Annotated in this window: 23 protein-coding genes; 4 read left to right on the top strand and 19 right to left on the bottom strand. The window is 46.6% G+C overall.

Features of this window, described 5'->3' with window-relative positions:
- Position 1: 1 nt before the first annotated feature.
- The 8 genes from DZC51_RS08565 to DZC51_RS08600 form a co-directional block, all read right to left on the bottom strand.
- The gene (locus DZC51_RS08565; protein WP_157294969.1) at positions 2 to 2,116 is read right to left on the bottom strand and encodes a bi-domain-containing oxidoreductase; all 2,115 of its coding nucleotides are present in this window, start codon (positions 2,114 to 2,116) and stop codon (positions 2 to 4) included.
- Positions 2,113 to 3,513 carry a lipid II flippase MurJ gene (locus tag DZC51_RS08570; protein ID WP_157294970.1) on the bottom strand — a complete coding sequence of 467 codons (1,401 nt, stop codon included), beginning with the start codon at positions 3,511 to 3,513 and terminating at the stop codon, positions 2,113 to 2,115. The genes DZC51_RS08565 and DZC51_RS08570 overlap by 4 nt, the downstream gene beginning before the upstream one ends.
- A gap of 2 nt (positions 3,514 to 3,515) precedes the next feature.
- Positions 3,516 to 4,037 (bottom strand): acyltransferase, encoded by a 522-nt coding sequence (locus tag DZC51_RS08575; RefSeq protein ID WP_232524095.1) that lies wholly within the window; start codon positions 4,035 to 4,037, stop codon positions 3,516 to 3,518.
- Positions 4,025 to 5,254, bottom strand: coding sequence for a hypothetical protein (locus DZC51_RS08580; RefSeq protein ID WP_157294971.1), 1,230 nt, complete (start codon positions 5,252 to 5,254; stop codon positions 4,025 to 4,027). The genes DZC51_RS08575 and DZC51_RS08580 overlap by 13 nt, the downstream gene beginning before the upstream one ends.
- A 71-nt stretch (positions 5,255 to 5,325) precedes the next feature.
- On the bottom strand, positions 5,326 to 7,146 hold the full coding sequence (locus tag DZC51_RS08585) for a polysaccharide biosynthesis protein (RefSeq protein ID WP_157294972.1): 1,821 nt from the start codon (positions 7,144 to 7,146) through the stop codon (positions 5,326 to 5,328).
- 102 nt (positions 7,147 to 7,248) lie between these two features.
- Positions 7,249 to 8,016 carry a tyrosine-protein phosphatase gene (locus tag DZC51_RS08590; RefSeq protein ID WP_157294973.1) on the bottom strand — a complete coding sequence of 256 codons (768 nt, stop codon included), beginning with the start codon at positions 8,014 to 8,016 and terminating at the stop codon, positions 7,249 to 7,251.
- Positions 8,017 to 8,066: 50 nt separating this feature from the next.
- Entirely contained in the window at positions 8,067 to 8,783 is a 717-nt protein-coding gene (locus DZC51_RS08595; RefSeq protein ID WP_157294974.1) for a CpsD/CapB family tyrosine-protein kinase, read from the bottom strand.
- A gap of 3 nt (positions 8,784 to 8,786) precedes the next feature.
- Positions 8,787 to 9,512 carry a YveK family protein gene (locus tag DZC51_RS08600; protein ID WP_157294975.1) on the bottom strand — a complete coding sequence of 242 codons (726 nt, stop codon included), beginning with the start codon at positions 9,510 to 9,512 and terminating at the stop codon, positions 8,787 to 8,789.
- A 174-nt stretch (positions 9,513 to 9,686) separates the two neighbouring features.
- Between DZC51_RS08600 and DZC51_RS08605 the strand changes: the two genes are divergently transcribed.
- A complete protein-coding gene (locus tag DZC51_RS08605; RefSeq protein WP_157294976.1) occupies positions 9,687 to 10,508 on the top strand; it encodes an SGNH/GDSL hydrolase family protein in 822 nt (273 codons plus the stop codon).
- A 23-nt stretch (positions 10,509 to 10,531) separates the two neighbouring features.
- On the opposite strand, the gene DZC51_RS08610 is transcribed toward DZC51_RS08605, so the two are convergent.
- The 3 genes from DZC51_RS08610 to DZC51_RS08620 all read right to left on the bottom strand — a co-directional run bounded on the left by DZC51_RS08610 (position 10,532) and on the right by DZC51_RS08620 (position 13,262).
- Entirely contained in the window at positions 10,532 to 11,842 is a 1,311-nt protein-coding gene (locus tag DZC51_RS08610) for an O-antigen ligase family protein (protein ID WP_157294977.1), read from the bottom strand.
- Between the two features lie 68 nt (positions 11,843 to 11,910).
- On the bottom strand, positions 11,911 to 12,849 hold the full coding sequence (locus DZC51_RS08615) for an LCP family glycopolymer transferase (RefSeq protein WP_157294978.1): 939 nt from the start codon (positions 12,847 to 12,849) through the stop codon (positions 11,911 to 11,913).
- A gap of 182 nt (positions 12,850 to 13,031) precedes the next feature.
- On the bottom strand, positions 13,032 to 13,262 hold the full coding sequence (locus tag DZC51_RS08620) for a hypothetical protein (protein ID WP_157294979.1): 231 nt from the start codon (positions 13,260 to 13,262) through the stop codon (positions 13,032 to 13,034).
- Between the two features lie 509 nt (positions 13,263 to 13,771).
- On the opposite strand from DZC51_RS08620, the gene DZC51_RS08625 reads away from it, so the two are divergent.
- Entirely contained in the window at positions 13,772 to 14,002 is a 231-nt protein-coding gene (locus tag DZC51_RS08625; protein WP_157294980.1) for a hypothetical protein, read from the top strand.
- A 276-nt stretch (positions 14,003 to 14,278) separates the two neighbouring features.
- On the opposite strand, the gene DZC51_RS08630 is transcribed toward DZC51_RS08625, so the two are convergent.
- The 8 genes from DZC51_RS08630 to DZC51_RS08665 all read right to left on the bottom strand — a co-directional run bounded on the left by DZC51_RS08630 (position 14,279) and on the right by DZC51_RS08665 (position 23,019).
- Complete coding sequence (locus DZC51_RS08630) at positions 14,279 to 14,962, bottom strand: class C sortase (RefSeq protein WP_157294981.1); 684 nt, start codon at positions 14,960 to 14,962, stop codon at positions 14,279 to 14,281.
- Entirely contained in the window at positions 14,949 to 15,785 is an 837-nt protein-coding gene (locus DZC51_RS08635; RefSeq protein ID WP_157294982.1) for a class C sortase, read from the bottom strand. Before DZC51_RS08635 ends, DZC51_RS08630 begins: the two co-directional genes overlap by 14 nt.
- 120 nt (positions 15,786 to 15,905) lie before the next feature.
- The gene (locus tag DZC51_RS08640) at positions 15,906 to 17,678 is read right to left on the bottom strand and encodes a SpaA isopeptide-forming pilin-related protein (protein WP_157294983.1); all 1,773 of its coding nucleotides are present in this window, start codon (positions 17,676 to 17,678) and stop codon (positions 15,906 to 15,908) included.
- 13 nt (positions 17,679 to 17,691) lie between these two features.
- Positions 17,692 to 20,475: a Cna B-type domain-containing protein gene (locus tag DZC51_RS08645; RefSeq protein WP_198304086.1), complete on the bottom strand. Its 2,784-nt coding sequence runs from the start codon at positions 20,473 to 20,475 to the stop codon at positions 17,692 to 17,694.
- Positions 20,476 to 20,740: 265 nt separating this feature from the next.
- A complete protein-coding gene (locus tag DZC51_RS08650; protein ID WP_157294985.1) occupies positions 20,741 to 20,962 on the bottom strand; it encodes a DUF2188 domain-containing protein in 222 nt (73 codons plus the stop codon).
- 157 nt (positions 20,963 to 21,119) lie between these two features.
- A complete protein-coding gene (gene sipW / locus DZC51_RS08655) occupies positions 21,120 to 21,698 on the bottom strand; it encodes a signal peptidase I SipW (RefSeq protein ID WP_157294986.1) in 579 nt (192 codons plus the stop codon).
- Complete coding sequence (locus tag DZC51_RS08660; protein WP_157294987.1) at positions 21,664 to 22,263, bottom strand: hypothetical protein; 600 nt, start codon at positions 22,261 to 22,263, stop codon at positions 21,664 to 21,666. The genes sipW and DZC51_RS08660 overlap by 35 nt, the downstream gene beginning before the upstream one ends.
- Before the next feature lie 153 nt (positions 22,264 to 22,416).
- Positions 22,417 to 23,019, bottom strand: a complete 603-nt coding sequence (locus DZC51_RS08665; RefSeq protein WP_157294988.1) for a CalY family protein — start codon at positions 23,017 to 23,019, stop codon at positions 22,417 to 22,419.
- Positions 23,020 to 23,571: 552 nt separating this feature from the next.
- On the opposite strand from DZC51_RS08665, the gene DZC51_RS08670 reads away from it, so the two are divergent.
- Positions 23,572 to 24,231: a response regulator transcription factor gene (locus DZC51_RS08670; protein ID WP_157294992.1), complete on the top strand. Its 660-nt coding sequence runs from the start codon at positions 23,572 to 23,574 to the stop codon at positions 24,229 to 24,231.
- 232 nt (positions 24,232 to 24,463) lie between these two features.
- Positions 24,464 to 25,791 (top strand): IS3 family transposase gene (locus tag DZC51_RS08675; RefSeq protein WP_370513675.1). Its coding sequence is split into 2 segments (ribosomal slippage): positions 24,464 to 24,851 and positions 24,851 to 25,791, totalling 1,329 coding nucleotides; the frame shifts between segments, so codons are not numbered across the junction.
- Positions 25,792 to 25,835 lie beyond the last annotated feature (44 nt).

Here is a 25,835-nt window from a genome sequence, read left to right on the forward strand (position 1 = left end):
ATCAACCTCTAATCTGATCAACAACATCAAATGTTGCCTCTGTCACTTCATAAATTTCTTCAAGTGGGATCGGTTCTACACCAGTTCGAATCCCTTCAAGAAAAGCTTTTACTCCATTTGCGTGCCCTTTGTCCTGCCCTTTTGTCTTAAACTTGTTGAAACCTTTCCACCCATAGCCCTCGAGTGTTTTAAAATTATCTAGAGTAAGTATCTTTCCGCCAGCAAACACTTCTACCCGTTCCTTCGGGAATGCTTTATTACCATTTGCAAGGTATAACACTGTAGCAATCGATCCATTTTGAAAGGTCATTTGAATGGATACTTTATCCTCTAACCGTTCATGCCCTGGCGTTTCCATTTTTACTGCCTGAACAGAAGTGATTTTAGTTCCAGCCAAGTAACGGGCAAGATCAATAAAGTGACACCCTTCACCAATTATCCTTCCTCCACCGACTTCTAAATCCTGCGTCCAATGGTCTGCAGGTATTTCTCCTGCATTGACGGTGATAATAATGGACTTTGGCTGGCTGACCGTTTCGAGCAATTCTTTCATCTTTACGGTATGTGGAGAGAATCTTCTATTAAACCCAACCATTAATATCTGCTGATGATTTATCGATTGAATATCATGCAATTCTTCTCTTGTCAGACATAATGGTTTTTCAACAAATACATGCTTTCCATTGTCAAGCCCCGTTTCAACGTAACGCGCATGGCTATCATGCCTAGTTGTGATAAAAATCGCATTAATGTCTGGTTCTCCAATAACATGCTTTATATCTGTCGAAGCCCGATAGAAACCATTTTTTTGACCAACATCAACACTATTCATACCTCCGTTACTAACAATTGTGTGCTTATTGATAGATAAACTGCTCATTGCCGGAAGTAAAGTTTGTTTAGTATAGTTACCTGCTCCAATTACGCCAATAACAGGATCTCCCGTTATTGGTTCATATTCAAGACTTTTCAAATTAACGGACTTTGATTTTTCTGGATTAATTTCCGTTTTTTCATATTTCAATAAAATCCCTATAGCGTTCCTATCTTCTGATAAAGTTTGATATGCATTTATTGCATCTGCAAATTTATATTGATGTGTAACTAGAGAGGAAACGTCAATTTTTTTCTCGTGCATCATATCAAGAATCGCTTCGAAATTACGTTGTTCTGTCCAACGTACAAAACCAATAGGATAATCTTGCCCCCTCTGTTCGTATTCCGGATCATAACGTCCCGGACCGTACGAACAAGATACTTGGAAAGTAAGCTCTTTCTCATAGAATTCAGACCGGTTGAGTTCGAGACCTGTCACACCAACTAGCACTATTCGCCCGCGCTTGCGTGACATTCGAGCTGCCTGAGAAACAGGGTCATTACTTTTAGTAGAGGCAGTAATCAAGACTGCATCTGCACCTCGTCCTTTTGTTTTAGACATTACATAATCCACAATATCAATTCCACTTCCAACATTGACAGCGTCTGCTCCAAATGATTTTGCCAACTCAACTTTGTTGGGATCAAAATCCGAAGCAATAACTTTGCAACCTTGAGCTTTTAACAATTGCACACTAATTAAGCCGATTAAACCCAATCCTGTTACAACTACCGTTTCTCCTAAAGTTGGTTTAATTAACCGAATTCCTTGGAGACCAATAGAAGATATAACTGTAAAAGAGGCCTCATCAAACTCTACGTTTTCAGGTATTTTCGCGCATAAGTTTTCAGGAACACAAACTACTTCAGCATGTGGGCCATTAGAGATTACTCTATCTCCTATTTTAAACCTGCTTACTTTACTTCCTACAGCTATCACAGTACCGGCATTGCTATAACCTAATGGTATAGGTTGCTCAAGTTTGGACTTAACCGCCTGAATTGTTGTTTGAATTCCGTCGGTTTTTATCTTATCAATTACTTGTTTAACTTTTTCAGGTTGTTGCCTAGCCTTCTGCAAATAATTCGATTTTCCGAAATCAACCAACATTCTTTCTGTACCCGCTGAAACAACTGATGCACTTGAGCGAATTAATATGTTATAATCCGTGCATTCTGGAATAGGCACATCTAATAGCACTGTATCCCCGGTACTTAAATTTTGTATTAGATTTTTCAACTTCTAACCCTCCCAATTAGGTTTTTAAACAAAGTATTTTTTAGAACAAGTTGGCTACCTATATAAATAATTAGAGACAATGCAATAGAAATCCAATGGTTGCTGTTTGTGTAACTTAGAACTATTATTGTTAAAATCATTACAATAGAACCTAACAATGATTTATAGAAATCCTTGTCTAATGAAGAAGCAATCACCTTCCAAAAACTTATAGTTATACCTAAATAAAAGGCGATTGGTATAGTAAAAGTGAATAAAGTTACATCTTGAATATACAAAGAAATTAGGTTAAAAAGAATTATTGAAGTTAAAATTATTACACCACTCTTGTAAATATAACTCCATTCCTTTTTAACAAATACTACTCTTAATAGGGAAGAGTATAAGGATAACGGTAGTAGTAGTAGGGCAAATCCTTTTAATTGTCGACCTGTTACTATTACACTATCAATATTAAATGATCCTCTTTCAAACAGAATACTTATAATAAATTCTGCAAAGAAATAAAAGAGAATAGCAATGGGGAGCATAACAAAGGAAATCCCACTTAATAGTCCTTTAGTGATTTCCTGTAATTTACCCTCGTTTGTTCGTGTCATTACAGGAAATAATACCGATAGTACTGCAAATAATAATATTGATATTGGCAAGTTCATAACTTTATAAGAATAATTAATAGCAGAAACCAAGCCTTCTTCATTGTAATAAGTTGCAAAGAACTTTTGAGCTGAGACTAATATTTCTATTAATCCATATCCTAAAACAACAGAAAAGAAAGAGTGAAAGAAACTTTCTTCTTTTAATGTTTTTATTTCGATATTTGGGGTATAATTTTTAACTTTTATTACACCTACTAAGTATAATAACTGAAGGATAATACCCAAAAACAACCCTATCAATAGAATATAATAGCTCTTAAACACAATTGAGAATCCAACAACTATAAGATTCGTCATTATTTGTATCATAGAAGAAAATGAACCCTTATTAAATTCATTAAAACAGTGTAAATAATAAACAAGAATTACTTGAAATAGAAACAAGATAGAAATCCCCAAACTAACCAGCCAATCAAAGCTATTTCCAGATTGAAAGTTAGTTATAAGTGATATAACACATAGTAAAACTACTGAAGCTACGAAAAATATTATTTCCTTTTTTTGTATATTCAATTTTTGTCCATTTGTATATCTAGAAACCAATATTAACCCGAAAGCTGGAGCTATTGTACTTAAGGCAATACTAGGAGCAATCATAATAATATTATATTTATCGATTATCTCACCAGTTCCATAAAAATATGAAATTTGTATTTCTTTAAAGAAGTTAAGAATCTTAACTAGAAAAGTAGAAAACAATAGACCAAGTAATAAATTAAAAATTTTATTTCTATCCATCGTCATTCTCTTTCTTTAATTTGTTTAGCAGGAACCCCTGCAACAATAGTAAAAGGTTTGACGTTTTTTGTAACTATTGATCCTGCAGCGATAACTGCTCCTTCGCCAATTTGTACACCCGGTAATATTATTGAATTTGCTCCTATCCAAACATCTCTTTCGATTGTAACTTGTTCATGCTTGTGACCAGCATAAAATATTTTCTGCCTATCGCTTGGTATTTTATGATTAGAACTTAGTATTTTAGTTCCATAACCTATTAAAACTCTGTCTCCTATTATTATTTTTCCACCTGTTGTTATCTGTACATCCTTAGCGAAATCAACCTGGTCTCCCACTATTAAATTTTTTGGGGGCATTATCCAGACTCCAGGATAGAATGTTGGATTCTTACCTATTTTAGATCCCATTAAAATTAAAAAGAATCTTTTTAACTGGTTAAACAACTTGTATCTCGGTAGATAGAAAATTAAACTCATTAAAAATTCTAAGGAAACAATGAGGAAGTTTCTTATTTTAACCATTCCTTCTTTCTTACAAATCTATTGAAATAATATATTAGTCCGGATAAATAGAACCAATAAACTATTGCTGGATTTGTATTGCTTAATGGAACATTCACGTTTAGATCAACTAAAAACACAATTAGAAATACTAAAAACAGAAAAGACAAATCCTGATTTCTAAGAGCAACGGATTTATATAGACAAATAAAAATATAAGTTATTATTAGAATTAATGGAGTAAGCAACAAAACTCCGCCCAGATCAAGATTTTGCAAGTATTGATTATGAGCAGTTACTCCATCTTTATCCAACATAAAGCTTCCGAAGAAAAAGGAAACTAAATCAAGATTTAGAAGGATATCTTTCCATATTTCTGTTCTACCATTTAGATCTTGTATTTTTTCAATTTGCCCTATTCTTCCTAAGTTATCAAATACGTATGCCCCTATCGGGCTTAATACAAAGAAAATGCTTGTAACTATCATCAATATCTTATTAGGGATATCAAGATAGAAAATTATTGCGACTAATAATACAATTAGAAAGCTTAGTAATGCACCTCTTACTTGTAGACAGTAGATATAAAAACCAAATAATAGTAGATACAAGGGGATAAATCTGTTGAATTTTTCTTTAAGAAAAGGTAAGCCCATAAAACATACTAAAGAAACAATATAAGGGTAATAAACTCTACTTTGATATATCCCTACCCCGAATATTGAAGGTTGTAAAGACGGTCCGAAACTCGATATACCTATAGTTAAGAAGGACGATATATAGTTTAATATCATAATTAATACAAAAAATAATCCTAAGTACCCGAAGAAGACTTTAGGGTTTATTTGTTTATATATAAATATATAAACTGATATAACAATACCTACTCCACCTGAAATTATTTGCCCTCCTCTAATTATTGGTGCAAAGTTTCCATTTATAAAAACTCCACATAGCATCAAGATTGCAGCAAACAAAAAAATAAAAGTTGCTTGTTTAACTACAAAGTTATTAAATATCTCTTTCTTAATTTCTTTAAGAAGTATAATTTGGAAGAGTAAATATAAAAAAAATAAAATTCCAACGAATAAACTTAATGGAAAAACCAATCCAGTTTCCCCTAAATGTAAACCAGTTTCCGAAACAACTGATTGGTATATACCACTAGAGGAAAAATAAAGAGGGAAAAATACGAGAAGCAACGAATATTGTGGCTTTAATAAATTGGTTTTTGACATTTGAAACCCCTTATTTGTTAAGTCCCTGTCATTTCTCTATTACTTTTGAAAATTTCTGTTTCTGCTCTTCTTCACTGATATTGTGGGGATTGAGGAACTTTTCGGTTTGCCAAACCTATTAGGGTTCCTCTTAATTCTTCTTCGCTAAACGTTAATATGTTACTCAAAATATATTGTTGTTCAGTATATGCTATCGGTGTTGCTCTTCCTATGTGAATTTTAGGAAAGATATGTTCTTCTTGGACCTCTGAAGGATCAAGAAGTTCCTCGTACAATTTTTCCCCAGGACGTATTCCTGAGTACTCTATTCCAATTTCGTCAATGTCAAAACCAGATAGTTTAATAAGGTTTGTTGCAAGATCTATAATTTTTACAGGTTCCCCCATATCCAAAACAAATACTTCTCCTCCTTTTGCAAGCGTGCCAGCTTGAATAACGAGGCGTGATGCTTCGGGAATCGTCATAAAGTAACGAGTCATACGTGGGTCCGTTATTGTAACCGGGCCTCCGTTTGCTATTTGTTGTTTGAATAGCGGCACTACTGAACCTCGTGAACCAAGTACATTTCCAAATCGTACAGCCGCAAATTTTGTATTGCTATTTAGGGCAAGGTTTTGCACAATCATTTCAGCAAACCGTTTAGTTGCACCCATAACGTTCGGTGGGTTGACTGCTTTATCTGTAGATACGAGGACAAAATACCCCACTCCAAATGTATCCGCGGCTTCCGCTACGTTTTTTGTACCAAATATATTGTTCTTTACCGCCTCAAAAGGGTTTGCTTCCATAAGTGGAACATGCTTGTGAGCAGCCGCGTGATAAATGACATCGGGTGCGCACTCGGCGACTATATCAAAGATTCGATCCCTGTCCTGTACATCTGCGATGATCGGTACAATTTCAGTTTCGGATTGTTTTAATCCACGTAGTTCACGGTCAATCAAATAAATGGAGTTTTCGCCATGACCGAGTATTAAAAGTTTCCTAGGCTTAAACTTCATGACTTGGCGGCATATTTCCGAACCGATCGAGCCGCCTGCGCCCGTAACAAGAATCGTTTTGCTCTCTAACTTGTCCGCAATAGCTTTCATATCTAGTTCAACTTCTTCACGACCAAGTAGATCCTCAATTTTTACGTCACGGATATCATTAACTGAAACTTTTCCGGTCATCACATCTTCAATCATTGGAATTGTTTGAGTCCTGGCTCCGGTGTCGACACAGGTCTTGGTAAGATCCGCCATCTCTGTCTTGGACATTGATGGAATGGCGATGACAATGTTTTCAATGTTGTAAGCTTTTACGAGGTGCGGGATATCTCTCGATCCTCCGGCAACATTTACTCCGAAGATGTCGAGATGTTGCTTTGTCTTATCGTCATCGACGAAAAGGACAGGCATTAGACCGTTCTGCGGGTTCTGCTTCATTTGGCGGACAACCATTGTGCCGGCTTGTCCTGCTCCAACGACCATAGTACGTCTTCCGCCAAGCTTAAGTCTTTTCGTAATGGAATCACGGTACATCCGCCACATGAAGCGTGAACCGCCAATTAGGAGCATATGGAGCATCCATGTGATTGCAAGTGCACGCACGTATACATCTCCAAGGCCGATGAACTGTACGACCGCAATAGCTACAATCGATATCGTGACAGCCTTAAAGATTGCCTTCAGTTCACCTACAGATGCGTATGCCCAGGCCTTGCGGTACAACCCGTAATAGGCTGCTGTCAGATGATGGGCGATAAAGATTGTTAGTGCGCTTACCAGGAGCGTTTTTGACTGAATCACATTCATATTGGGGTTCAGGATGAGGAAACTGATATATATTGAGAAAAAGACTATGCAGGAGTCAATCAACCCTAATAACATCAGACGTTTTGGATGAGTCACACACCTAACTCCTTTCTTACAGTTACGAGACTATTCTACCAGTGATCATTATACTAACACTTCCATAAAATTGAAACCTTTGAACTGACAAATATTGACACTTCACCCAAATATAAACCACTTCTTCTTGCTTTTCGGGTCTTCCGGCTCCAATAATACCGGGTCCCGCATCTCCAAAATTCGCGCGTTGTTCTCGAGCATGATATCAACCATGTCGGCACGACCCTTTTTCTCGAGATAGGAAAGACCTTCATCAAAATGGAAGCCCCGCTTTTCAGTGTTATGGGCGTCCGATCCGTAGAAATGTACTAGGTGGGAATCGATCAACGTGAGTGCGGCATCTTTGATGCGCGAGCCGAATGTGCCGCACACTGCACCTGCGGTAACCTGTGCCAAGGCGCCGTGATTCACGAGGCGGAAGAGCCGCTGGGGCTTTTCAACAATAGCTTTGTTACGCTCCGGGTGGGCGATGACCGGAATCAGCCCACGGTTCATTAGGGACTGAATGACGCCGACCGTATAGTCAGGTACTCCCTGGCTCGGAAGCTCCAGCATAACGTATTTTGATCCGGCCAGTGTAAGTAGGTCACCTGAGTCCAGACGTTCCGGGAGGTTACCGTTTAGACGGATCTCGTGACCGGTATGGAGCTTGATCCCTAAGCCTTCCGTTTCGGCCGCTTTCCGCAGCCGACCGACACCGTCATAGACACTGTCGGCGTCAACGTGGAATTGGGGATGGCAGGCATGGGAGGTAGCAATGATTTCGGTAATGCCTTCTTCTTCAGCCTGACGTAGCATCTTCAAGGAACCAGACATCTCTTCCGGACCGTCGTCGACACCGAACAAGACATGAGTATGCATATCAATCATAGGACTAACTTCCTTTCGGGAAAGACGAAAAGAGTAAGAGGGCAGGCCCCTTACTCTTCTGTTCCGTAGTACTGGTAATAGTAGTGATCCTTATCTAACTCAAAGTTATTCATGACTGCACCGAGGATGCGGGCCTTTGCATTCCCGAGCAGGTCATTCGCTTTTTTAATGTTTTCTTTTTCTGTTACACCCGTATTAACCACAAGTAGGGTTCCGTCGACTTTGTTTGCAAGAAGCTGAGCGTCTGTCACAGACAGGACGGGAGGCGCATCAAAGACAATGAGATCATATTGCTGGGCCATCTCGTTCATAAGGACCGTCATTGATCTAGATCCTAGCAACTCAGCCGGATTCGGTGGAATTGGCCCACTTGTCATGATATGGAGATTTGGAGAAATCTCCGATTCCCTGATCACTTCACCTGCCAGTCTTTGCTGAGTAAGAACCGTGGAGAGTCCTGCCGCATTGGTCAGGCTGAATGTATACTGGACAGTGGGTTTTCTCATATCTGCATCGATGAAAAGCACCCGTTTGCCATCCTGTGCAAACAGGGTTGCGAGGTTTGCGGATATCGTCGATTTTCCGTCACCCGGGAGCGCAGATGTCACCAGGATGGTTTTCAGTTCCCTATCAACTGCAGAAAACGTGATGTTTGAGCGGAGCGTCCGGAACTGTTCGGAAACAACTGACTTGGGGTTCGCCGCGACAACCAATTTGCGCGCGCGCTGTTCCAGCTGTTTCTTGGAAGATTGTTTTCGTCTCGCCATCGGTTAACCCCTCCTTCTCCTCGTTTGGACAACGTTCGATAAATTAACCTCGGAATCTGGAATCGGGCTAATCATGCCAATCACTGGAAGGCCTGTTAGGTCCTCAATGTCATCCTCCGTCTTCACTGTAGTATCCAAGTACTCGAGAAGGAACGCGATACCGACACCGAGCATGAGCCCGATTACCGCTCCGATGGCCATGTTCAGCATCGGATCCGGCTTTACAGGAGACGGATTGGCAGGCATGACCGCAGGCGAAAGGATGTTGACGTTGTCCACATTCATCAGCTGCGGAATTTCCTGCTCAAAAACGTTCGCAATGGTGTTTGCGATGTCGACTGCCTGTTTCTGATTCGGGTCCTGTACGGACACAGTCACCACCTGTGAGTTCTGCTCACTGTTTACGGTGACTTTCGAGTTGAGCGATGCGGCTGTCTCGCTTAGATCAAGTTCATCGATCACTTTGTTCAGAATCGCAGGGCTTTTGATGACGACATTGTATGTATTAATTAATTGGAGGTTCGTCTGGATATCCTGTGACGTGAACGCCTCGGATTGCCGCTCCGTCTGGTTGACCAGGATTTGCGTGGACGCCTGATAGATTGGTGTCATCACGAGGAAACTGATGACTCCTGCGATTGTGGCTGCGATAACCGTACTCATGACGATCAGCCAAATCCGCTTACGCAGCGTCTTAAACAAGTCCTGTAGACTGATGGTTTCTTCCATTCTCACTTGTGCCCCTTTATCATTCTTTCGTCGGTAAATTGTCTATAACTTCCTCAGTATATCATGCCATTCTCACAAATTGTGACAATAATTTCACCTATCTGCTAAAATGAGAGAGAAATCATGCTTTTTTACATTCTGTTAACAAAATGGCGAAAGGAGGATCCAACTTTTATGAAGAAAGGACTTGTTACGGTGCTGGTACTGATTGCCTGTATCGCATTACTCGCCTTCAGTTACCTGTCCTGGAACGCGAAAGTAAAAGAAGCGGGCGCTGAGCCCGTGAACCGCCCGATCAAACAGGAACAGCCTGCAGATGAAACTGATCAGGCTGAGGGCTCTACAGAAGATAAAAAATCTGAAGACAAAGCAGCCGGCCCATCCCCTGATGAACTCACGGGTCTAACAGCTAATCTCCCGGAAAGCACAGTTGAGATGCTGATGAGCCGGCTTGGCGAGGGTAAGACTGTCCAGTTGCTCGCCGTCGGCAGCAGTTCCTTCGAAGCGCCGGCCAATCAGCTGGCCGATGCACTGAGTGAAGCTTATGACGGCTGGATCGAAACCGATGTCCAGACGTTCGATGGGACATCGGAGGCATTCATGGATGAAAGTTTTGGGGACATCGACTGGGACAAAGGATATGACCTGGTTATCTACGAGCCATTTACACTCAATAACAATGGACTGGTCGTCATCGAAGACGAACAGGAAGACGCCCTCGAAGTCAGGAGGCAAGCCCTTGAAGAAGTCGAAGACGCCGCATTCTTCATAACACCACCCCAGCCAATCCATGAACCGCAGTATTATTTGACCCAGATTAATTCTCTGCATCAATTTGTCGAGTCACGAGACATCCCGTTCATCGACCATTGGGATCAGTGGCCGGACGTAGATTCCGATGACATGCTGGAATATGTGAATGACCAGTATGAGCCCACCGACCAAGGTGTCGAAGCTTGGGCTGAAAGCCTGAAATCATACTTTATTGCGTCTTGATACCAAAAAGAAGCTCCCGCCCTTTACCGGGTGGCAGCTTCTTTTTGGTTTGTGGATTTTGCAATATTAAATCCTCTGATGAGGAGAGCCGTAAGGAAGACAAATAGATAATGGATCGGGTGGACGCGGAACAACTGGTCCTCGACAATCTGGTGTGTCAGTAGAGCGACCAGAAACGCCGCGACAAACAGCACGGTTGCCGGCTCCTCCCCGATACGCAGACGCCATACAACCAACACGGCAAGCATGCCAAGAAACAGGAAAAACAGATGGAGTCCGACAAATCCGGTGTCTGCAAGCAGCTTCAGATAGAAACTGTGCGGCCCGATTCCGATACCGCCTTCTCTTAGCACTGTGCCTGACATGCCGAACCCGGTCCCGATCACGGGGTGCTCCTGCGACAACTGCAAGATAAACGACCATGCTGATTCCCGCCCGTTGAGACCGCTGCCGATTCTAGCGGATACCCGCTCCGCAGCAGACCAGCCGATAAGCAGCAAGGCTCCAAGCGGAATAATGGAAATCAGCAGGCGGTTTTTCGATAGTTTTGGCCGTTGCGGAACGCCTGTCGTGACGACCAGGTAGAACACGACGGATGCGGCAAGCGCAACCATCGATCCCCTCGACTCCGTAAGGAGTAAAACACTAGCATTCACAATCACCCCCGGAACAAACAGCCAGAATTTGATGATCCGCTCCCGCTTCATATAAAGCAGCGCGAGCAGGGCAAAGAACACCCAGATACCGAGTGTATTTGGATTGTGTGTCAGGCCGGTGAGACGCGGACCCATATGGCGCTGATCCATCACAAACGTTCCGATTTCAACAGCAAGCCAGCGTCCCGCCTCGACCGCCCTGTCACCAAATGCCCAGCCAATCAAGGTGTACAACGCATGTGCGGTTCCAACTGCAGCAAGTATGGCCATCACGATATTTAACAGCAGCTTTGGGCGGCGGACATAGAGCGTACCCAAGAGAAGCGCCACTGTTGGAAAGAGGATTTTTAGGTAATACTGCAACGAGAAAACCGGATCCTCCGCAATCAACGTGCTAATGTAGCTCCAGGCAAACAGCAGAATCAGTGGAATCTCAGCACGGGCAGCAAACGGCCGGAATGGCGCATCTACCGCCATCGGCTTCAGCAAAAACAGCAGACCTCCGATCGTGACCACATTTATCAGAAACGACGAGCTGAACACTCCGAACGTCTGCAGCATGATGAGCGCAAACAGCAGCATGATGAATGGATCGATGGCCAGTTTTCTTTTGGGTGCTTGGTGTATCTCGTCGGTTAATTGTTCAGGGCTTTCGCCCGGGTTCGGGGTGTTGGACAAGTTCGTTCCCTCCCTAACGTTCCAAAAACCGGACCGGCCTCCATTAGCGGAGGCCGGTCCATCATTTCTTAAATTCCCAGATGCTGCTTAAGCTCAGACGAGATGGCATTCAATTCTTCTTCATTCATCATATAGTACCAGATGCCGTCGATCTTCTGGCCCTCGCCTTTTTCCACATACAACTGGTCAACTTTGCCGATTGCCCCTCGGTAGTCCTGGAGGCCGAGCATCTCATCCATCGTCATGTTAGTGCGGATGTTTTTGCCGACCGCTCCGAAAATGCTCTGGTAGTTCAGGAGGCTGTTGGCGGAAGCCCCCTGCTTGATGACACCCATGATGACATCTTTCTGGCGGTCCTGGCGGCCGAAGTCGCCATTCGGGTCCTGCTTCCGCATCCGCACGTAGGCAAGCGCCTCTTCCCCGTTCAGTTCAACCGGCCCTTCAGGGAAGGTGTACTCGCCAGATTTGAAGGACATATTGTTCAGCACGGTGACACCACCGACCGCGTCAACAATGTCCTTGAAACTCTCCATATTCACTTGGACCACATAATCAATCGGGATATCGAGCAGGTTTTCCATGCTGTCCATCGCCATCTCGATGCCGCCGAACGCATAGGCGTGGTTCAGCTTGTCCATCGTTCCTCTGCCGACGATTTCCGTATATGTATCCCGCGGGATGCTGACCATCTTCGTCGTCTTTTCTTGAGGATTGACGGTGAGCACAATCATCGTATCCGAACGGCCGCGGTCCCCTTCCCGCTCATCGACACCGAGAACGAGTACGGAGAACGGCTCCTGTTCATTCAGATTCACAGGCGCTTCGCGCTTCTCAGAAGCTTCGCGTTCAATCGGTTCATGCACCGTATCGAGCGTATTCGTCAAATCTTTATATACCATCGCTACATACACACCGACCGCAACCAGAATCAGAACAATTGGCCCGACAATCCATGGCCAGATCCGGCGTTTCCGCTTTTTGCGGCGCCGCTTACGATTCTCTTCCATTTCTCATTCCCCTGTCTATCTAATAGTAAAGTGTAAACATTGTTAACATTATAAGCGATGTTAAGGAAAAAGGCTCTATATAATGTGAAAAAACTGGTAGTTGTGACGACCTTTACAGATTGGACGGCAGCGGGGTGTATGAGGTTCCTGCATAGAAAAAGACTTCCGGGGCGGCCGGAAGCCTATTTGGACAGTTGAATGATTCTGTGATTGAGCTCTTCCCGGACTGCGTTTTTCACCATTTCAGGACCTGCACTCGCATATAGGTTGACCAAGTCATACGTCGTCAGGCTCTGCAACTGCTCACGGATGGCCAATTCCCGATCACCTGGCTTGGGCCGATACGTCTCCATCCATTCCACCGCCAGAAAATAATACTGCGCCTGTGTAATCTCCAACATATTCTGTGCCAAGTTGACCCCTCCCTTTTCTTATATATAGAGAGCTTGGCCAATAGAGTGACACTTTATACGTTGATTAGGAGATTGAGTTGCCACCTATACCCCCTCGAGTCCCGACCATTCATAAGCGAGCTTCCACCTCTGCTCTGTGCTCCACTGTCCGCCGAAGCCGGATCCCGTCCAATCCACTCTAAATTTAAGATCTTTGGAGGGAAGGTTTTCGGCTGCGCCGAAAACCTAGAGACCATTTAGTTTCCCAGCAGTGGCGAATCCCCACCAAACGCTCTCGAATCACTACGAACCCCCTCCCCAGTTACTACCTCCTACCCTCTGAGTTACCACCATCCGTGGTAAATTCCCACATTTCAACAAAATGGACTGCCGTTCAGGCAGTCCCTCCGCTCCGGCTCTTCTGATCCCCATTCAAGCGGGTAAGTGCTCTTTAGAACCCCCTTCCAATTCCCATATATATGGTGTTTAATATCCCTATACATACAACACCCATGAAAGAAGGTGTAGCAATGATCAAGGAAACGTTTCAGGAAGCAGTGTTTGCGGCGGCAGCCATCTTCGTTTTAAGATGCATCACCAAGATACTCAATAACCCTTCCTACTTCTCGGAGATGTTTGCGGATGGCATCGGGATGGGAATCTGGGTTCTTCTCGCATCCTATATCACCATTTTCATCTTCCTTTTCCTTCTGATATTCTGCGTGAAAAAGTTCTCCAAACCACGGAGGACTGCCAGATAGGAATTAAAATGGGACTGCCGGATCGGCAGTCCCTCTACCATCTATATCGGGCTATGCGGACGTGGCGTTCTAGTCGTATCCTGCCCTGGTTGAATCTCCATCAAACGCTTCCGAATCACAACGAACCCCCTCCCCAGTTACCACCTCCTACCCTGTGGGTTACCACCATCTGCGCCTGAATCACTACCTCCCCTAAATTAAAGAAGGGTTTCTGGCCGGTACCGGAAACCTTCCTCCAAATTAAAAGGGACTGCCGCGCCGGTAGTCCTTCATTTCTTATTGTTCCCGCTCCGCGTGCACCAAAAGCCGCTGGTAGTTTTGCGGGTAGGGGTGGCAGGTCAGGAGGGTGGCGAGGTCTTTGCCTTCCCGGATCTCGAGGGAGTCGGTCTCGTCGGGATAGATGATCTGCTGGGAGGTGACCCGGTAGGTGAGCTTGCCATCCATCGTATGGATGTAGAAGACGTCGCCAGGCTGGAGTTTGTCCAAATGGCGGAACATCGTTTTCGTCCACATGCCACGGTGTCCGGCGAGTACAGTATGGGTGCTGGCCCCGCCAAGCGGCAGCGAGGAACCTTCAACCTGACCGACTCCTTTATCGAGCACGGCATCAGATGAACCCAGGTAGATCGGTGTATGGAGATTGAGTTTTGGGATTTCAAGCGCGCCGAATGCATCGTCGTCACCGAAACCCATTGTTTCATTGTAGGAGACCATGAGCGCCTGTTGGTCCCCCCATGGGTCACGCAGGCCGTCCAGGTCATCATGGATCTCATCGTTGTACTGGCGGGCCCGCTCCAGGAGTTCGGTGATGTCCGCATCGGGCATGCCGTCGAGGGCAGTCCTAAAATCCTCCGCCTGCTGTTGTTGAAGGTGGCGGTTCACGAGCTGTGCGATGTGCGGATAGGCCATGATCAGAAACCCGGCGGCGAACAGCAGAATGATGCCCTTATACTTTTTCACGTTTCGCCACCTTCTTTCTGATCAGATAGATGATGCCCCCCGCAATGAGGACGGCGATTGCGGCAAGCGCATAGATCTGCCACTTGAGGTCCTCTTCCAATGCGGCGATCTGTTCCTCGTCTTCCGGCTCAAACGGCACACGCTTGCCGGTGACGAGCAGCCGGTGCGTGTTGATCATGTACGGGTCGCACGTCAGCAGCGTGACGAGCTCTTCGCCTTCCTTCATCTGCAGCCAGCCGGTTTCATCGGGGAGCACCGCCTCGATGTGCTGGACTTCGTACGCCATCGTTTCATCAAGCACTTTCACAAAAAACTTGTCGCCGATCTCCATTTGGTCCAGATGGCGGAACATCTTCGCTGTCGGCAGGCCGCGGTGTGCCGTGAGGACGGTATGGGTACCGGGTTTGCCGGTCGGAAGCGATGATTGCTCGAGGTGGCCGGCACCCTGAGACAGCACTTCCTCACTTGTTCCATGATAGATGGGCAGATCAGCGCCGATTTTCGGGATCTCCACGTAGCCGAGCGCCGGCCCGATATTCAGGGCGTCGTAATAGCTGCGGCTTTCTTCATTTTCTCCGGATCCTTCCTGTTCCGAAAATGGATCGATGAATTCGTGATCCGCTCCGGCCAATTCCTCATTGTGGCGGTCCGCCTTCTCCTTCTCAGTTCGGATCTCTTCGGCGGTCATCCCCTTGACCGTCTCGTCATACTCGCGGACAACGGTCTGGTGCACTTGGGTCGAAAAGAGGTTGGAGACGATCGGATAGGCAAACACCCCAAGCCCGATCAGGAATATCGCGATAAGCGCCATCTTTTTCTTCATTATGTCCCCACCCTATCCTAAATACTCGTCGTTCGTTTTCATTGAACACATGCCCATCCATGGACCGGCCTTCAATAAAAACAAATGGGGGAGAAAAGATTCTCCCCCGCTTTCATTCCATTACGCTTCGTTTGTATCAGCTTTGCGACGGCGCATGTAGAGCACAGTCGCGCTCATCATGAGCAGGAGACCGATTGCCGAGAAGAGTGTGGTTCCGAGACCGCCGGTTGTCGGGAGGATCCAGTCGGACTTGGAGTTTTCAACCTCATAAGATCGGTAGTCCTGGCTGTTCTCCACAACGACTTCAATCGGCTTGGTCAGAAGGCGATAGGATTTCAGCTTGCCCTCGTCATCCGTGTATGTCGGTGCCTTTGTCTCATGGAGATAGTACGTGCCCGGTGTGAGGCCTGAGATTTCAAACTTACCGTCATTGTCTGTCGTCAGGTTCTCGAGCAGGCCGTTGTACACGGTGTTGTTCACTTCGACGACATCGCCCATTGCGGAAGTGTCGATGATGTTTTTGCCGGCTTCGTCAGACGTGAGCTTGAACTCCGCTCCGGACAGGACGACCGTATTGTCAGACGCGTCGACCTTGATGACCTGGATTCCGCCTTGTGTCGGTGTAACGACTGGCGGAGTTTCTGGATCTTCAGGTGGCGCCGTAGGATCGTTGATCGTTCTCCAGCCAAATGAGTTGTCGAAGTCGAGTGTCACGGTGTTCGGGATGCCGGTTTCGCCCGGAGTGAGCATAGCATCCGGCTTGATCTTCGCATCGAAGGTGATGACGATTTCCCCGCCGCCTGTAAGTTGCGAAGGATCTGCCTTCCACTCGAGTTTCTGGCCGTCCTGCTTGAATGTGAAACTTCCTTCAGGGGCTCCCGTTACCGACCAGTTGCCTTCATACGCCAGGCGGCCGTCGAGTTCATCGGTCACGATGAGCGCATCGTATTGGTCGATGTTCTTAGGAGTGTCGATTGTGATGTTGTAGCTGTACACTTTGTCTCGGTCGATGTCGAACTGCTTCTCTCCTTCAGCATCCTTGTCGACCGTCGGGATGAAGTAGTTGGTGACCGTGCCGTTTTCCGCAAAGCGCTTGACATTGTCCCAGACGACTTCGATATCCTGGCCTTTGTCACCGGTCTTTTGAATAGTGAATCCGATTTTTGTTGTGTTCAGCGCGTAGCCGTAAGGAACGGCGGTTTCCTGGAAGTAGTACTTGCCTGCTGCCAGCCCCGAGACATTGATTACGCCGTCGTTGTTGGTGGTGAGTTCAGGAACTGCATGGTTTTCATTATCTACTGCCGGAGAGCCGTCTTTGTTGTAAAGCTTGAATGTGACGCCTTCCAGTGCCTCTCCATTTTCATCGACTTTCCGCAGCTCTACATTCTTGCGGATCGTTTCGTTTTTCGGATAGATGTGGACGTCGTAGTTGAGCGCCGTCCCTTCCTTGTTTGTCATCGGGATGTCGACTGCGAAGGACTCCGGGTTCAAGATAATGTGTTCAGGGCCCTTTGTTTCGTCCACTTCATAGCGGCCGAGTTCGAGGCCGTCCGCTTTGGTGAACGTGACAGTTCCGTCGGCGCCTGTCGTACCCTTGATTTCAGGGCCACTTTCTTCTACCCAGGCATCTTTCTCGGCGTTATATCGATGCGTCATTTTCAGGGTGTATTCAACGCCTGAGACCGCTTTACCCTCGGCATTTTGTCCAGGGGAGCCGTCTCCTTCATCGCCGGCATCCGCCCCCGGCTCCTGTTCGAATTTATGGATGGTAAGGCTTGGGTTTTGCGGGTCACCTGATACCGTGTAGGCAAATGCCATCTGAGGGATCAGTAGGGCCATGAACAACAGCAACGCAGACCAGAGGCGGAGGGACTTTCTCTTTTCCTTCTTCATTTCCATTCTCCTCTCACTTGTTGACTCTCTTTTTCTTCAGCAGCGTGAACATCGCCGCCGCCATCATCAGAACGCCCACCATATAGAACGGAATCGTGCCGAAGCCGCCGGTGGCCGGGAGTTCCCAGTCGGTCGGGGTGTTTTCGACCGTCCGTTCGATGTCCAGCTGGTCCGCGCTGATTTCGATATCAATCGGTTTAGCCAGGAGACGGTAGCCTTCTGGCGCTTTCGTCTCGACAAGCAAATAGCTGCCCCAGTCGAGATCTTCGAATTTGATCAGCCCGTCTTCCCCGCTCGTTCCGGTGCCGATGACATTTCCATCCTGATCCCGAAGCTCGAATTCCGCTCCGGCAAGCGGGTCGCCGGCTTCATCGACTTTCGTGACGGTGAGCGAGCCGGTCAGCGCGGTGTTCGTCACGACGAACTCTCCGTTTTCACCGATGCTATAGGAAACCTCGTACCGCTCCGGCACTTCCGGTTCCGTCACGCTGTAACTGATCGCCGCGCCGGTTTCCGGATTGTACTTCCGGAGGTCGGAGAAGGTTCCAGACCAGTTGTTTGCCTCGCTCAGGGTGACGGTTTTACCGGTCTCCTCACCGTCCGCGAGAAGCTCGATCGTGACCGGTCTCGCTTCTGGGCCGACCCATTCTTTTCGGACATCGACGATTGTTGTCGCGTCGTTTGTGTTCGTGATCGTAAAGCCGGCATCCGGTGAACCCGTTACGTCCGAGGAATAGCCCGGTACCGGAACTTCTTCCACGGTGTAGACGATCTCCGCTCCGGTTACCGCATCGTACTTCCAGAGACCTTCGAACGTACCGCGCCAGTTGTTGTCTTCATTGAGGACAAGGGAGTCGCCAGTCGCACTGCCATCTGCCAGGAGATTGACCGTGACCGAATCCGCCGCAGGGCCGACCCATACCTTGTCGACATTGATGTCGACCGTGCCATTGTGCGTATTCGTGAACGTGAACCCGGCTTCGGCCGACCCGGTCAGTTGGGTAGTGTATCCCGGAACCGCATCTTCCCTGACCGTGTAGGCAATCGGCTCGCCGGTTTTATCATGAAGCTTGTTCACAGTGAACGAACCGGCCCAGCTGTTTGCTGTGTCGAGAGTGAGCGTCTTCCCGGTATCTTTGCCATCTGCAAACAGCCGGATCGTGACCGACTCACCCTCAGGACCGATCCACACTTTGTTTATGTTGATCGGTAGTTGTTCGGGAGCGTACGTGTTTGTGACCGTCAGGCCGTCGAGCGATTTCTTGTAGTTCGGCGGTTCGGATGCTTCGTCGATGGTATAGGTGTACGGACTGCCAAATGGATTGTACTTAGGAACGCCGGTCCATGTGTGCGTCCAGGCCGGATCTTCCGTCCCATTGACGACCTTCGTTCCAAGGGTCCGCTTTGCCTCGCCTGGTGCCTGAGCAATCAACTGCAGCGTGATGGCAGGCCGTTCGGTTCCGCCGACCCAGACTTTGTTACCGGTCACTGCTACCGTCGGAATGGTGACGGTGAGATTGCCGCCAACGTCATGCCCGCCTCCGATACCTTTAATGAAGAATGGAATGCTCTGGTTATCCAGCAAGAAAAGATCAGACGCATTGAACTTGAACACGGTCCAGTGGGAATCGTTTGTGTTGCCGTTCAGCCCGTCCGGTGGGTAAGTTGTTTCGCCAATCTTAATTGAAACCCAGGCATTATAGACGTCTGCAATACTCGTCGTGACTCCTTTGAGGGTCATATATTGGAGTTCATGCGTGGACTTCACAGCGACATAGACCTTATCTCCCGTTATCCACATGCGATGAGGCAAAGTATGGGCGTTTGTAGACACTCCTTCCAGCCTCGTTGGGACAACAATAGCGTTCGGGTCCGGCATATAGACTCCGGGTGTCGCAATCGCCATCGGGGCCATCATGTCCGCCTCTACCGCTACCGGCGCTGCGGTGCCCACGTTGGTTTCTGTTTTGGCGGCAGCTTCCTTGGTCTTGCTTGCTTCGGGAGAAGGATCATCTTCCGGTGCCGCTTCTTCAACCGGTGCTTCCGCTCCGCCTTCTGGCTCTACGGATGTTTCAGGAGTGGGATTACTTCCGGAGGGCTCCTCCGCCGGTTGTTCCGCAGGCTTTTCGACCGGAACGGTTTCTTCAGCAGGCGGCTCCTGCTGTTCCACCGGCTTTTCTGTTTCCTTTACGGCCTCTTCTTTGGCCGGCTGTTCAGCGTTCTCTTCCTTGGCAGGCTCCTCCGCCTTTTCGGAATTCTCCTTTACCGGCTGCTCGGCTTTTGCCGCTTGTTTCTCGGCAGGCTTTTCGGCCGTTTTCTCAGTAGGTTTTTCCGCTTCCTTGACCTCCGGCTTGATCGCCTCGGCCCGATCGAATGCCTTGAAGGTTCCGTCTGTGTAGGCGGCGACTGCTTTTACTTCATGGAAAGCGGCACCGGGATCGGTGACTCCTGCGGTGATGCTGAATGCAGTCGTGCCGCTGCCCGCCGGCGATTGGACCTCATAGCCATCACCGGTTTGGGAAGCCTTGGCCTCTCCGGTGTTAGTGATTCCAGCCGGGGATAGGCCCGCGCCGAAACTGATTTTCGTCTGGATGCCGTCATGTTCGGCACCGGACGCGTTGACCGTCACCCGCCATTGGATGGCTTCCGCGGTCTGTGAGGTTTTCTCGATCTTGATTCGTCCGGCATCATCCGACTGGGCGGATGCCGATCCGGCGAGATTTCCGAAAACCGGAACCATCAGCTGCAGGACCAAAAGCACAGCCAGCACAGCCGATAGCCCCTTTAATCTCGACATAATCCCTCCTCCTTTCGTCACTGAGTGACGGATCATCTCTTAAACTCTTTTTTCAATAGAGCAAAAAAGGCCCTACATACCATATCTATGAAACAGATAGAGGATTTATGACCTAAAAGAAGAAATAAATTTTAAAATTCGTTTGTTCGAGTTAAGGTCTTATGTATCAATTTTCATCAAACCCAGATGAGCAGAAAGTTAAAAAGCCGCCGTTGCCTCCAATTGGAGGGCAGCGGCGGCTCGTTGTTTTTTATGAGATTCTTCATTATCCTTCCGGTGGATAAGGGTCTTTTCCGTACGTGTTCCTTTCCCGAATCTTCCCGTCTTCGCCATGGATGAGCAGTTCAGAGCATTCCTTTTTGGCGATATCCCGCCCGATCTCAAAGGCTTCCTGCTGGGTGCCAGCAGTATGGGTGGGCTCCGAAGCCCCTTCCGCTTTTACTGCCCATCCGCCTTTCACCGGGATGACATGCTGATTTTTGCCCATGCGTCTCAGTCCTTCCGTAATAACTTTACTCATCTATACCCAAGAAGGCTTTCCGGCAAGTCAGTTCCCGTTTAATGCCCCGCTATAATTATTATTGACGGTGATTACATTGAAAAACGCAGAGGAGAACTAGTTCCCCTCTGCGTCACATTGCTTTTCATTGCTTCTCGCTCGTTGCCTCTTCCGGTCTTTTCTGGTGCAATTCAATTTGTGAGATGGCCCGCCAAATGGTAAAGGCCGAATAGAGGAGCAGTAGAAACCCGGGAACCAAGAGCAGGAAAGCGCCATTCTTTGACTGAGCGAAACTGAGGAAGTACCCCAGATAAGGAACGGTCTTCCCGGTATACTCAGCCACTACGTTCTGAGAAAGCACCGGCTCCATGTCCTCTGCGTTGTTATTGTCTCCTTTTGTCCGGTACATCACAGATTGTCCACTTTCCAAAACCTCTGTCACACGGTGCGTGATCAGAATGTTCTCTTCCGTCTGGAAGGTAATGACGTCGCCTTTCTTAAAATGCTCTTTCTTCTCTGCCAGTTTCACAGCGATTACAGAGCCTGTAAGGATTTCAGGTTCCATTGATCCGGAAAGAACGGTTTTGATCTGATAGCCGAACACCTGGGGTTCTTCTCCCGATAGCTTTGTCACCATGACCAAAGCTCCCATCCCGATCAACAGGACCATTAATACGGCTGTGACAAGATTACTGACCCACTTCATCACTTTTTTCGAGTTCATTTAGATCCCCCTCTGCTTTCGTTGTGTTATTTTCTTGCGGCTTTTCTTCTGTTTTCTCTATCTGATCGTCTTCCGGAGCCTTGTTTTCAGAAGTTGGAGTCTCCGGTTTCTCTTTCACAGGCGTCTTCTTTTCTTCGGTCTGTTTTTCAGGGGTGTCCTCCAGCTTTTCCGAGTCTTTCTTGCTGTCAGTTCCCGGTTCTTTTTGCTTCTGATCTGTTTCCGTTTTGCCTTCTGTTTTATTTTCTTCAGGTGCCGACTCAGATTCATCCGATGGCATCTGCTCTTCCTTTGGTACTTCTTCGTTTTCTGTTACTTCTTTTTCCTGATCTGCGTTTTCTTCCTCTTCCTGTTCATCCACGTCCTCCTCAACCGGCTCCTCATCCTCAGCCCACTCACCAAAAGAGACAGACTCCGACCAACCTACCTGCTTCCTGAAAGACGCAGAAGTGTCGGAGGTGATATAACTTAATCCGAAAATCAGTAGATAAATAATAAGGGCAGTTTTTATATATAAGAAGAGATGATGACTTTCCGAATTACCATTAATGGTTTTTTTTATCTTCACCTTCGCTCTACCTCCATCACCCAAATATCCTGATAAATACCCATTTCTCAAGACACAAGTAAATTATGTATTGAGAAATAGATATGACAGGGAGGAACTTGGACCTAGTAAATAGAAAGAAAGGAGGAGAAGAATTCCCCTCCTAACAATTTCTCACTTAGCGGAACCACTTGTTTGTTTCGCGTCAAATTTCCAATTGAGCTTCAGAGAGTCACCTTGGAAGACGTTCTGGTCTTTGCCGTTGTCAACGAATTCAAATTGGACTGTGAGAGTATCAGTAGTACCGGCTCTTAGCCCATCATTTTCTCCGCCAAGAATCCACCCCAAGAGATCTCGGTCAACAACGTCGGTGCTGGAAAGCTTTTTAAGCGTTGTTTCATGAACAACCTCTGTCCGTTTGTCATTGTTAACCAAAAACTTTACTTTAATATGTTCTCCAAGATCCGCGCCTGCGTTATTTCCGTTTGTATCACCGACTGTATAAGAAGAAGTCAGCAATACTTTTGACACGTCCAGGCTGCCGGTATTATTCAGCTTGAAAGTACGCAGCATCGTGTCTCCTGGCTTCAGGTTGTTTACATCAATGATTGCGTTGTCTGTATCATTGCCTTGGATGTTGATATCCAGCGTACCGGCTGCGAACGTGCTGGCATTCACTTCAGTGTCGCTGAAGTAAGCAAACGTTCCTCCGCCAATCAATGCAATCGCCAAAGCACCCGTTGCTGCACCCATACCAAGTTTCGATTTAATACCCATTTAGAATTCCTCCTCAGAAATGTTGTTGTTGTCTCAAGACTTTTTCGATGTAATGGTTGATCCAAGTACTTAAGTAAACCTAAAGCACCATCGGATTCTCTGCATGGCCAGATTTTTACCTTTTCACCGGAAAACTTGTATTGCGCTGCACAGTTTCAAATTTCAAAGTTACCTGCTCTCGGATCCATGAAACGAGTGACTTTTAACCAGGACCCAACCCCCTCCTTTTGATCTATCGCCGGTTGGCTAAATCAAGTGGAACTATTGCTAAGTATAAAGAACGGGCTTCGGTTGCTCGCCCCTCTATCGGATAATTTTGAACCCCTCTGATGGCGAATAATTATGGCACATAAGCACCATTCCACCCATGACACTTTTTGCTAATATATCCATACATAGTATATTTGTCCCTACTACAATTGCAGTACTTAAGATACTCGGACAAATAGGAAGCTTTACTCATCTTAGAGATTTTGAATGTTGTTGCTGTCGATTATTCCCAAATAGCTTACGGCCGGTGTTCTTCTATCTGAGTAAGGGGGCTTTACGTTGATGAAAATTGTATTGGTGGATGATCAGACTCTTGTAAGGAAAGGCCTTCGTTCAATCCTATCTCTGCAGGAGCAGATGGATATAAAAGGAGAAGCAACAAACAAACAAGAAGCACTGGACCTGATTCAAAAGGAAAAACCGGATTTGGCGATTGTAGACATGCACTTAGGAAAAGAGAACGGATTTGATCTAATTGCCGAGGTAAGAGAATCCGGATGTTCATGCAAATTTGCAGTTCTTATTCCTTTAAAAGGCACAATACCATCGCTCCCCCCCATAACCACCGAAACCAAAGTTGAAGGATATATTTCACTTGGTGCGTACCCTGAAGAATTCGTTTATGCCCTGCAAGCCATTCATAGAGGCGGAAAATATTACGACCCCGCCATTATGGACATGATGCTTCATAGTCAGAACAAGCCCCAAACGGACAATAACCGTTTGATGTTGTTAACTTCTAAAGAGAAAGAAGTATTACAGACTTTAGGTAAAGGTTATTCAAATAAGCAAATCGCAAAAGAACTTTTCATAACAGAAAATACTGTAAAAAAGCATGTGAGCCAAATTCTCGCTAAGTTGGAGCTCAGCGATCGAACACAAGCTGCGCTCTATGCGAATGAAATTGGTTTAGTGCAGTATCAATACGAAGTTTCTGTGTGAGAAGCAAGAAATTCTGAATTACTGCTACACTTGAGAATGGTTACCCAATGGGGACAGTGGTACCTCGCTCCATCCAGGAAACGAACACTACATCAAAAATAAAGCCACCGGCGTCCGCCGGTTGAACTGAACCCCGAACTACGGACACTTTTAAAAAAGTCCCGGTTCGGGGTTTTTGCGTGGTCAAAAACTCCGCTATACTGAACACAAAGTTGAACGGAGGAGATTTTCAATGAGCCGCCAACCTATCAATGAATCCATTCGCCGACTTCTCGAGGACAATCCCAATGTCCTTCATGTAACGGATAAGACCATACAATACTCGCCTGAATTTAAATTGAACGCCGTGAAGGCCTATCAGGAAGGCAAGACGCCATACGAAATCTTCCTGGAGGCAGGGTTGGATCCCAAGCAGATTGGGACGGATATACCTAAACAATCGCTAAAGCGATGGAGGAAATCGTATGACGCCCTTGGCGAGGAAGGACTGTTGTCTGAGCGTCGGGGCCGCGGAAGCACTGGCCGGCCGGTAACACGAGATCTGTCTGCGGAAGAACAACTGAAAAAGGCACAGGCTAAGATCAAGTATCTAGAGGCTGAACTGGAATTGTTAAAAAAGTTAGAGGCAGCCGAGAGGAGGCTGAGGAAGTAAGGCTTACACCGGGAGAGAAATATGCATTGATTGAAGAAGTGATCCGGACGTTTGGGCTCAAGAGAGCCGTCGCCTATCTATGCAGGGTCGCGGGAGTCCGCCGTCAGGGTTACTATGAATGGCTGATCCGCCGTGATTCACGCGACCTCCGTGCGGAGGCGGATTATGAGGATGCCCTTCTACTGATCGAGATCCAGGAACGGAAGAAAGGGAAAGCAGGATACCGCACCCTACATATGATTTTGAGGAATGAATATGGCGTAGTCATGAACCACAAGAAAATCCTTCGCCTCACTGGCCTCTTCGGCCTTCATGCCAGAATCCGGAGAGCCCATCCCTACAGGAAGATGGCGAAGGCGACGCAGGAACACCGTACGGTGTCTAATCACCTGAATCGTGAGTTCCAACAGGATGAGCCGGGCAAGGTCCTCCTGACTGATATTACCTATCTGTATCACGGCAAAGGCCAGCCAGCCTACCTTTCCACGATAAAGGATGCGGCGACCAAGGAAATCCTCGTCCATGAACTGACGACCAGCCTTTCCATGCCAATCGTCTACCGGACGCTGGACAAGCTTGAAGGAGCTCTTGGAGAGAATCTTCATCCGGAAATCGTCCTTCATTCAGACCAAGGGTTCCACTACACCCATCCCGAGTATCAGAAACGCATCAAGGACCTGAACATCAAACAATCAATGTCCCGAAAGGGAAATTGTTGGGACAATGCGCCGATGGAATCCTTCTTCGGTCATATGAAAGATGAAATTGACTACAGGCAATGCCAAACCTTCGATGAGCTCAAACTACTGGTGGATGAGTATGTTTACGAGTACAACAACCACCGATATCAATGGAATCTAAAAAAGATGACTCCGGCACAATACCGGAGTCATCTCATCGCCGCATAAGCAGGGTCTTTTATTAAGCTGTCCGCTTTATAGGGTTCGGTTCA

Source organism: Bhargavaea sp. CC-171006, from assembly GCF_009761675.1.
GTDB lineage: Bacteria > Bacillota > Bacilli > Bacillales_A > Planococcaceae > Bhargavaea > Bhargavaea changchunensis.

What these genes read in the sequence shown, in the direction of transcription:
- DZC51_RS08600 (WP_157294975.1), bottom strand. Translation starts at nt 9,512, where the DNA reads ATGGAAGAAACCATCAGTCTACAGGACTTGTTTAAGACGCTGCGTAAG.
- DZC51_RS08665 (WP_157294988.1), bottom strand. Translation starts at nt 23,019, where the DNA reads ATGGGTATTAAATCGAAACTTGGTATGGGTGCAGCAACGGGTGCTTTG.
- DZC51_RS08590 (WP_157294973.1), bottom strand. Translation starts at nt 8,016, where the DNA reads ATGATTGATATGCATACTCATGTCTTGTTCGGTGTCGACGACGGTCCG.
- DZC51_RS08625 (WP_157294980.1), top strand. Translation starts at nt 13,772, where the DNA reads ATGATCAAGGAAACGTTTCAGGAAGCAGTGTTTGCGGCGGCAGCCATC.
- DZC51_RS08650 (WP_157294985.1), bottom strand. Translation starts at nt 20,962, where the DNA reads ATGGGCAAAAATCAGCATGTCATCCCGGTGAAAGGCGGATGGGCAGTA.
- DZC51_RS08615 (WP_157294978.1), bottom strand. Translation starts at nt 12,849, where the DNA reads ATGGAAGAGAATCGTAAGCGGCGCCGCAAAAAGCGGAAACGCCGGATC.
- DZC51_RS08640 (WP_157294983.1), bottom strand. Translation starts at nt 17,678, where the DNA reads ATGAAGAAGGAAAAGAGAAAGTCCCTCCGCCTCTGGTCTGCGTTGCTG.
- DZC51_RS08570 (WP_157294970.1), bottom strand. Translation starts at nt 3,513, where the DNA reads ATGGATAGAAATAAAATTTTTAATTTATTACTTGGTCTATTGTTTTCT.
- DZC51_RS08670 (WP_157294992.1), top strand. Translation starts at nt 23,572, where the DNA reads ATGAAAATTGTATTGGTGGATGATCAGACTCTTGTAAGGAAAGGCCTT.
- DZC51_RS08575 (WP_232524095.1), bottom strand. Translation starts at nt 4,037, where the DNA reads ATGGTTAAAATAAGAAACTTCCTCATTGTTTCCTTAGAATTTTTAATG.
- DZC51_RS08645 (WP_198304086.1), bottom strand. Translation starts at nt 20,475, where the DNA reads ATGTCGAGATTAAAGGGGCTATCGGCTGTGCTGGCTGTGCTTTTGGTC.
- sipW (WP_157294986.1), bottom strand. Translation starts at nt 21,698, where the DNA reads ATGAACTCGAAAAAAGTGATGAAGTGGGTCAGTAATCTTGTCACAGCC.
- DZC51_RS08580 (WP_157294971.1), bottom strand. Translation starts at nt 5,254, where the DNA reads ATGTCAAAAACCAATTTATTAAAGCCACAATATTCGTTGCTTCTCGTA.
- DZC51_RS08635 (WP_157294982.1), bottom strand. Translation starts at nt 15,785, where the DNA reads ATGAAGAAAAAGATGGCGCTTATCGCGATATTCCTGATCGGGCTTGGG.
- DZC51_RS08605 (WP_157294976.1), top strand. Translation starts at nt 9,687, where the DNA reads ATGAAGAAAGGACTTGTTACGGTGCTGGTACTGATTGCCTGTATCGCA.
- DZC51_RS08595 (WP_157294974.1), bottom strand. Translation starts at nt 8,783, where the DNA reads ATGGCGAGACGAAAACAATCTTCCAAGAAACAGCTGGAACAGCGCGCG.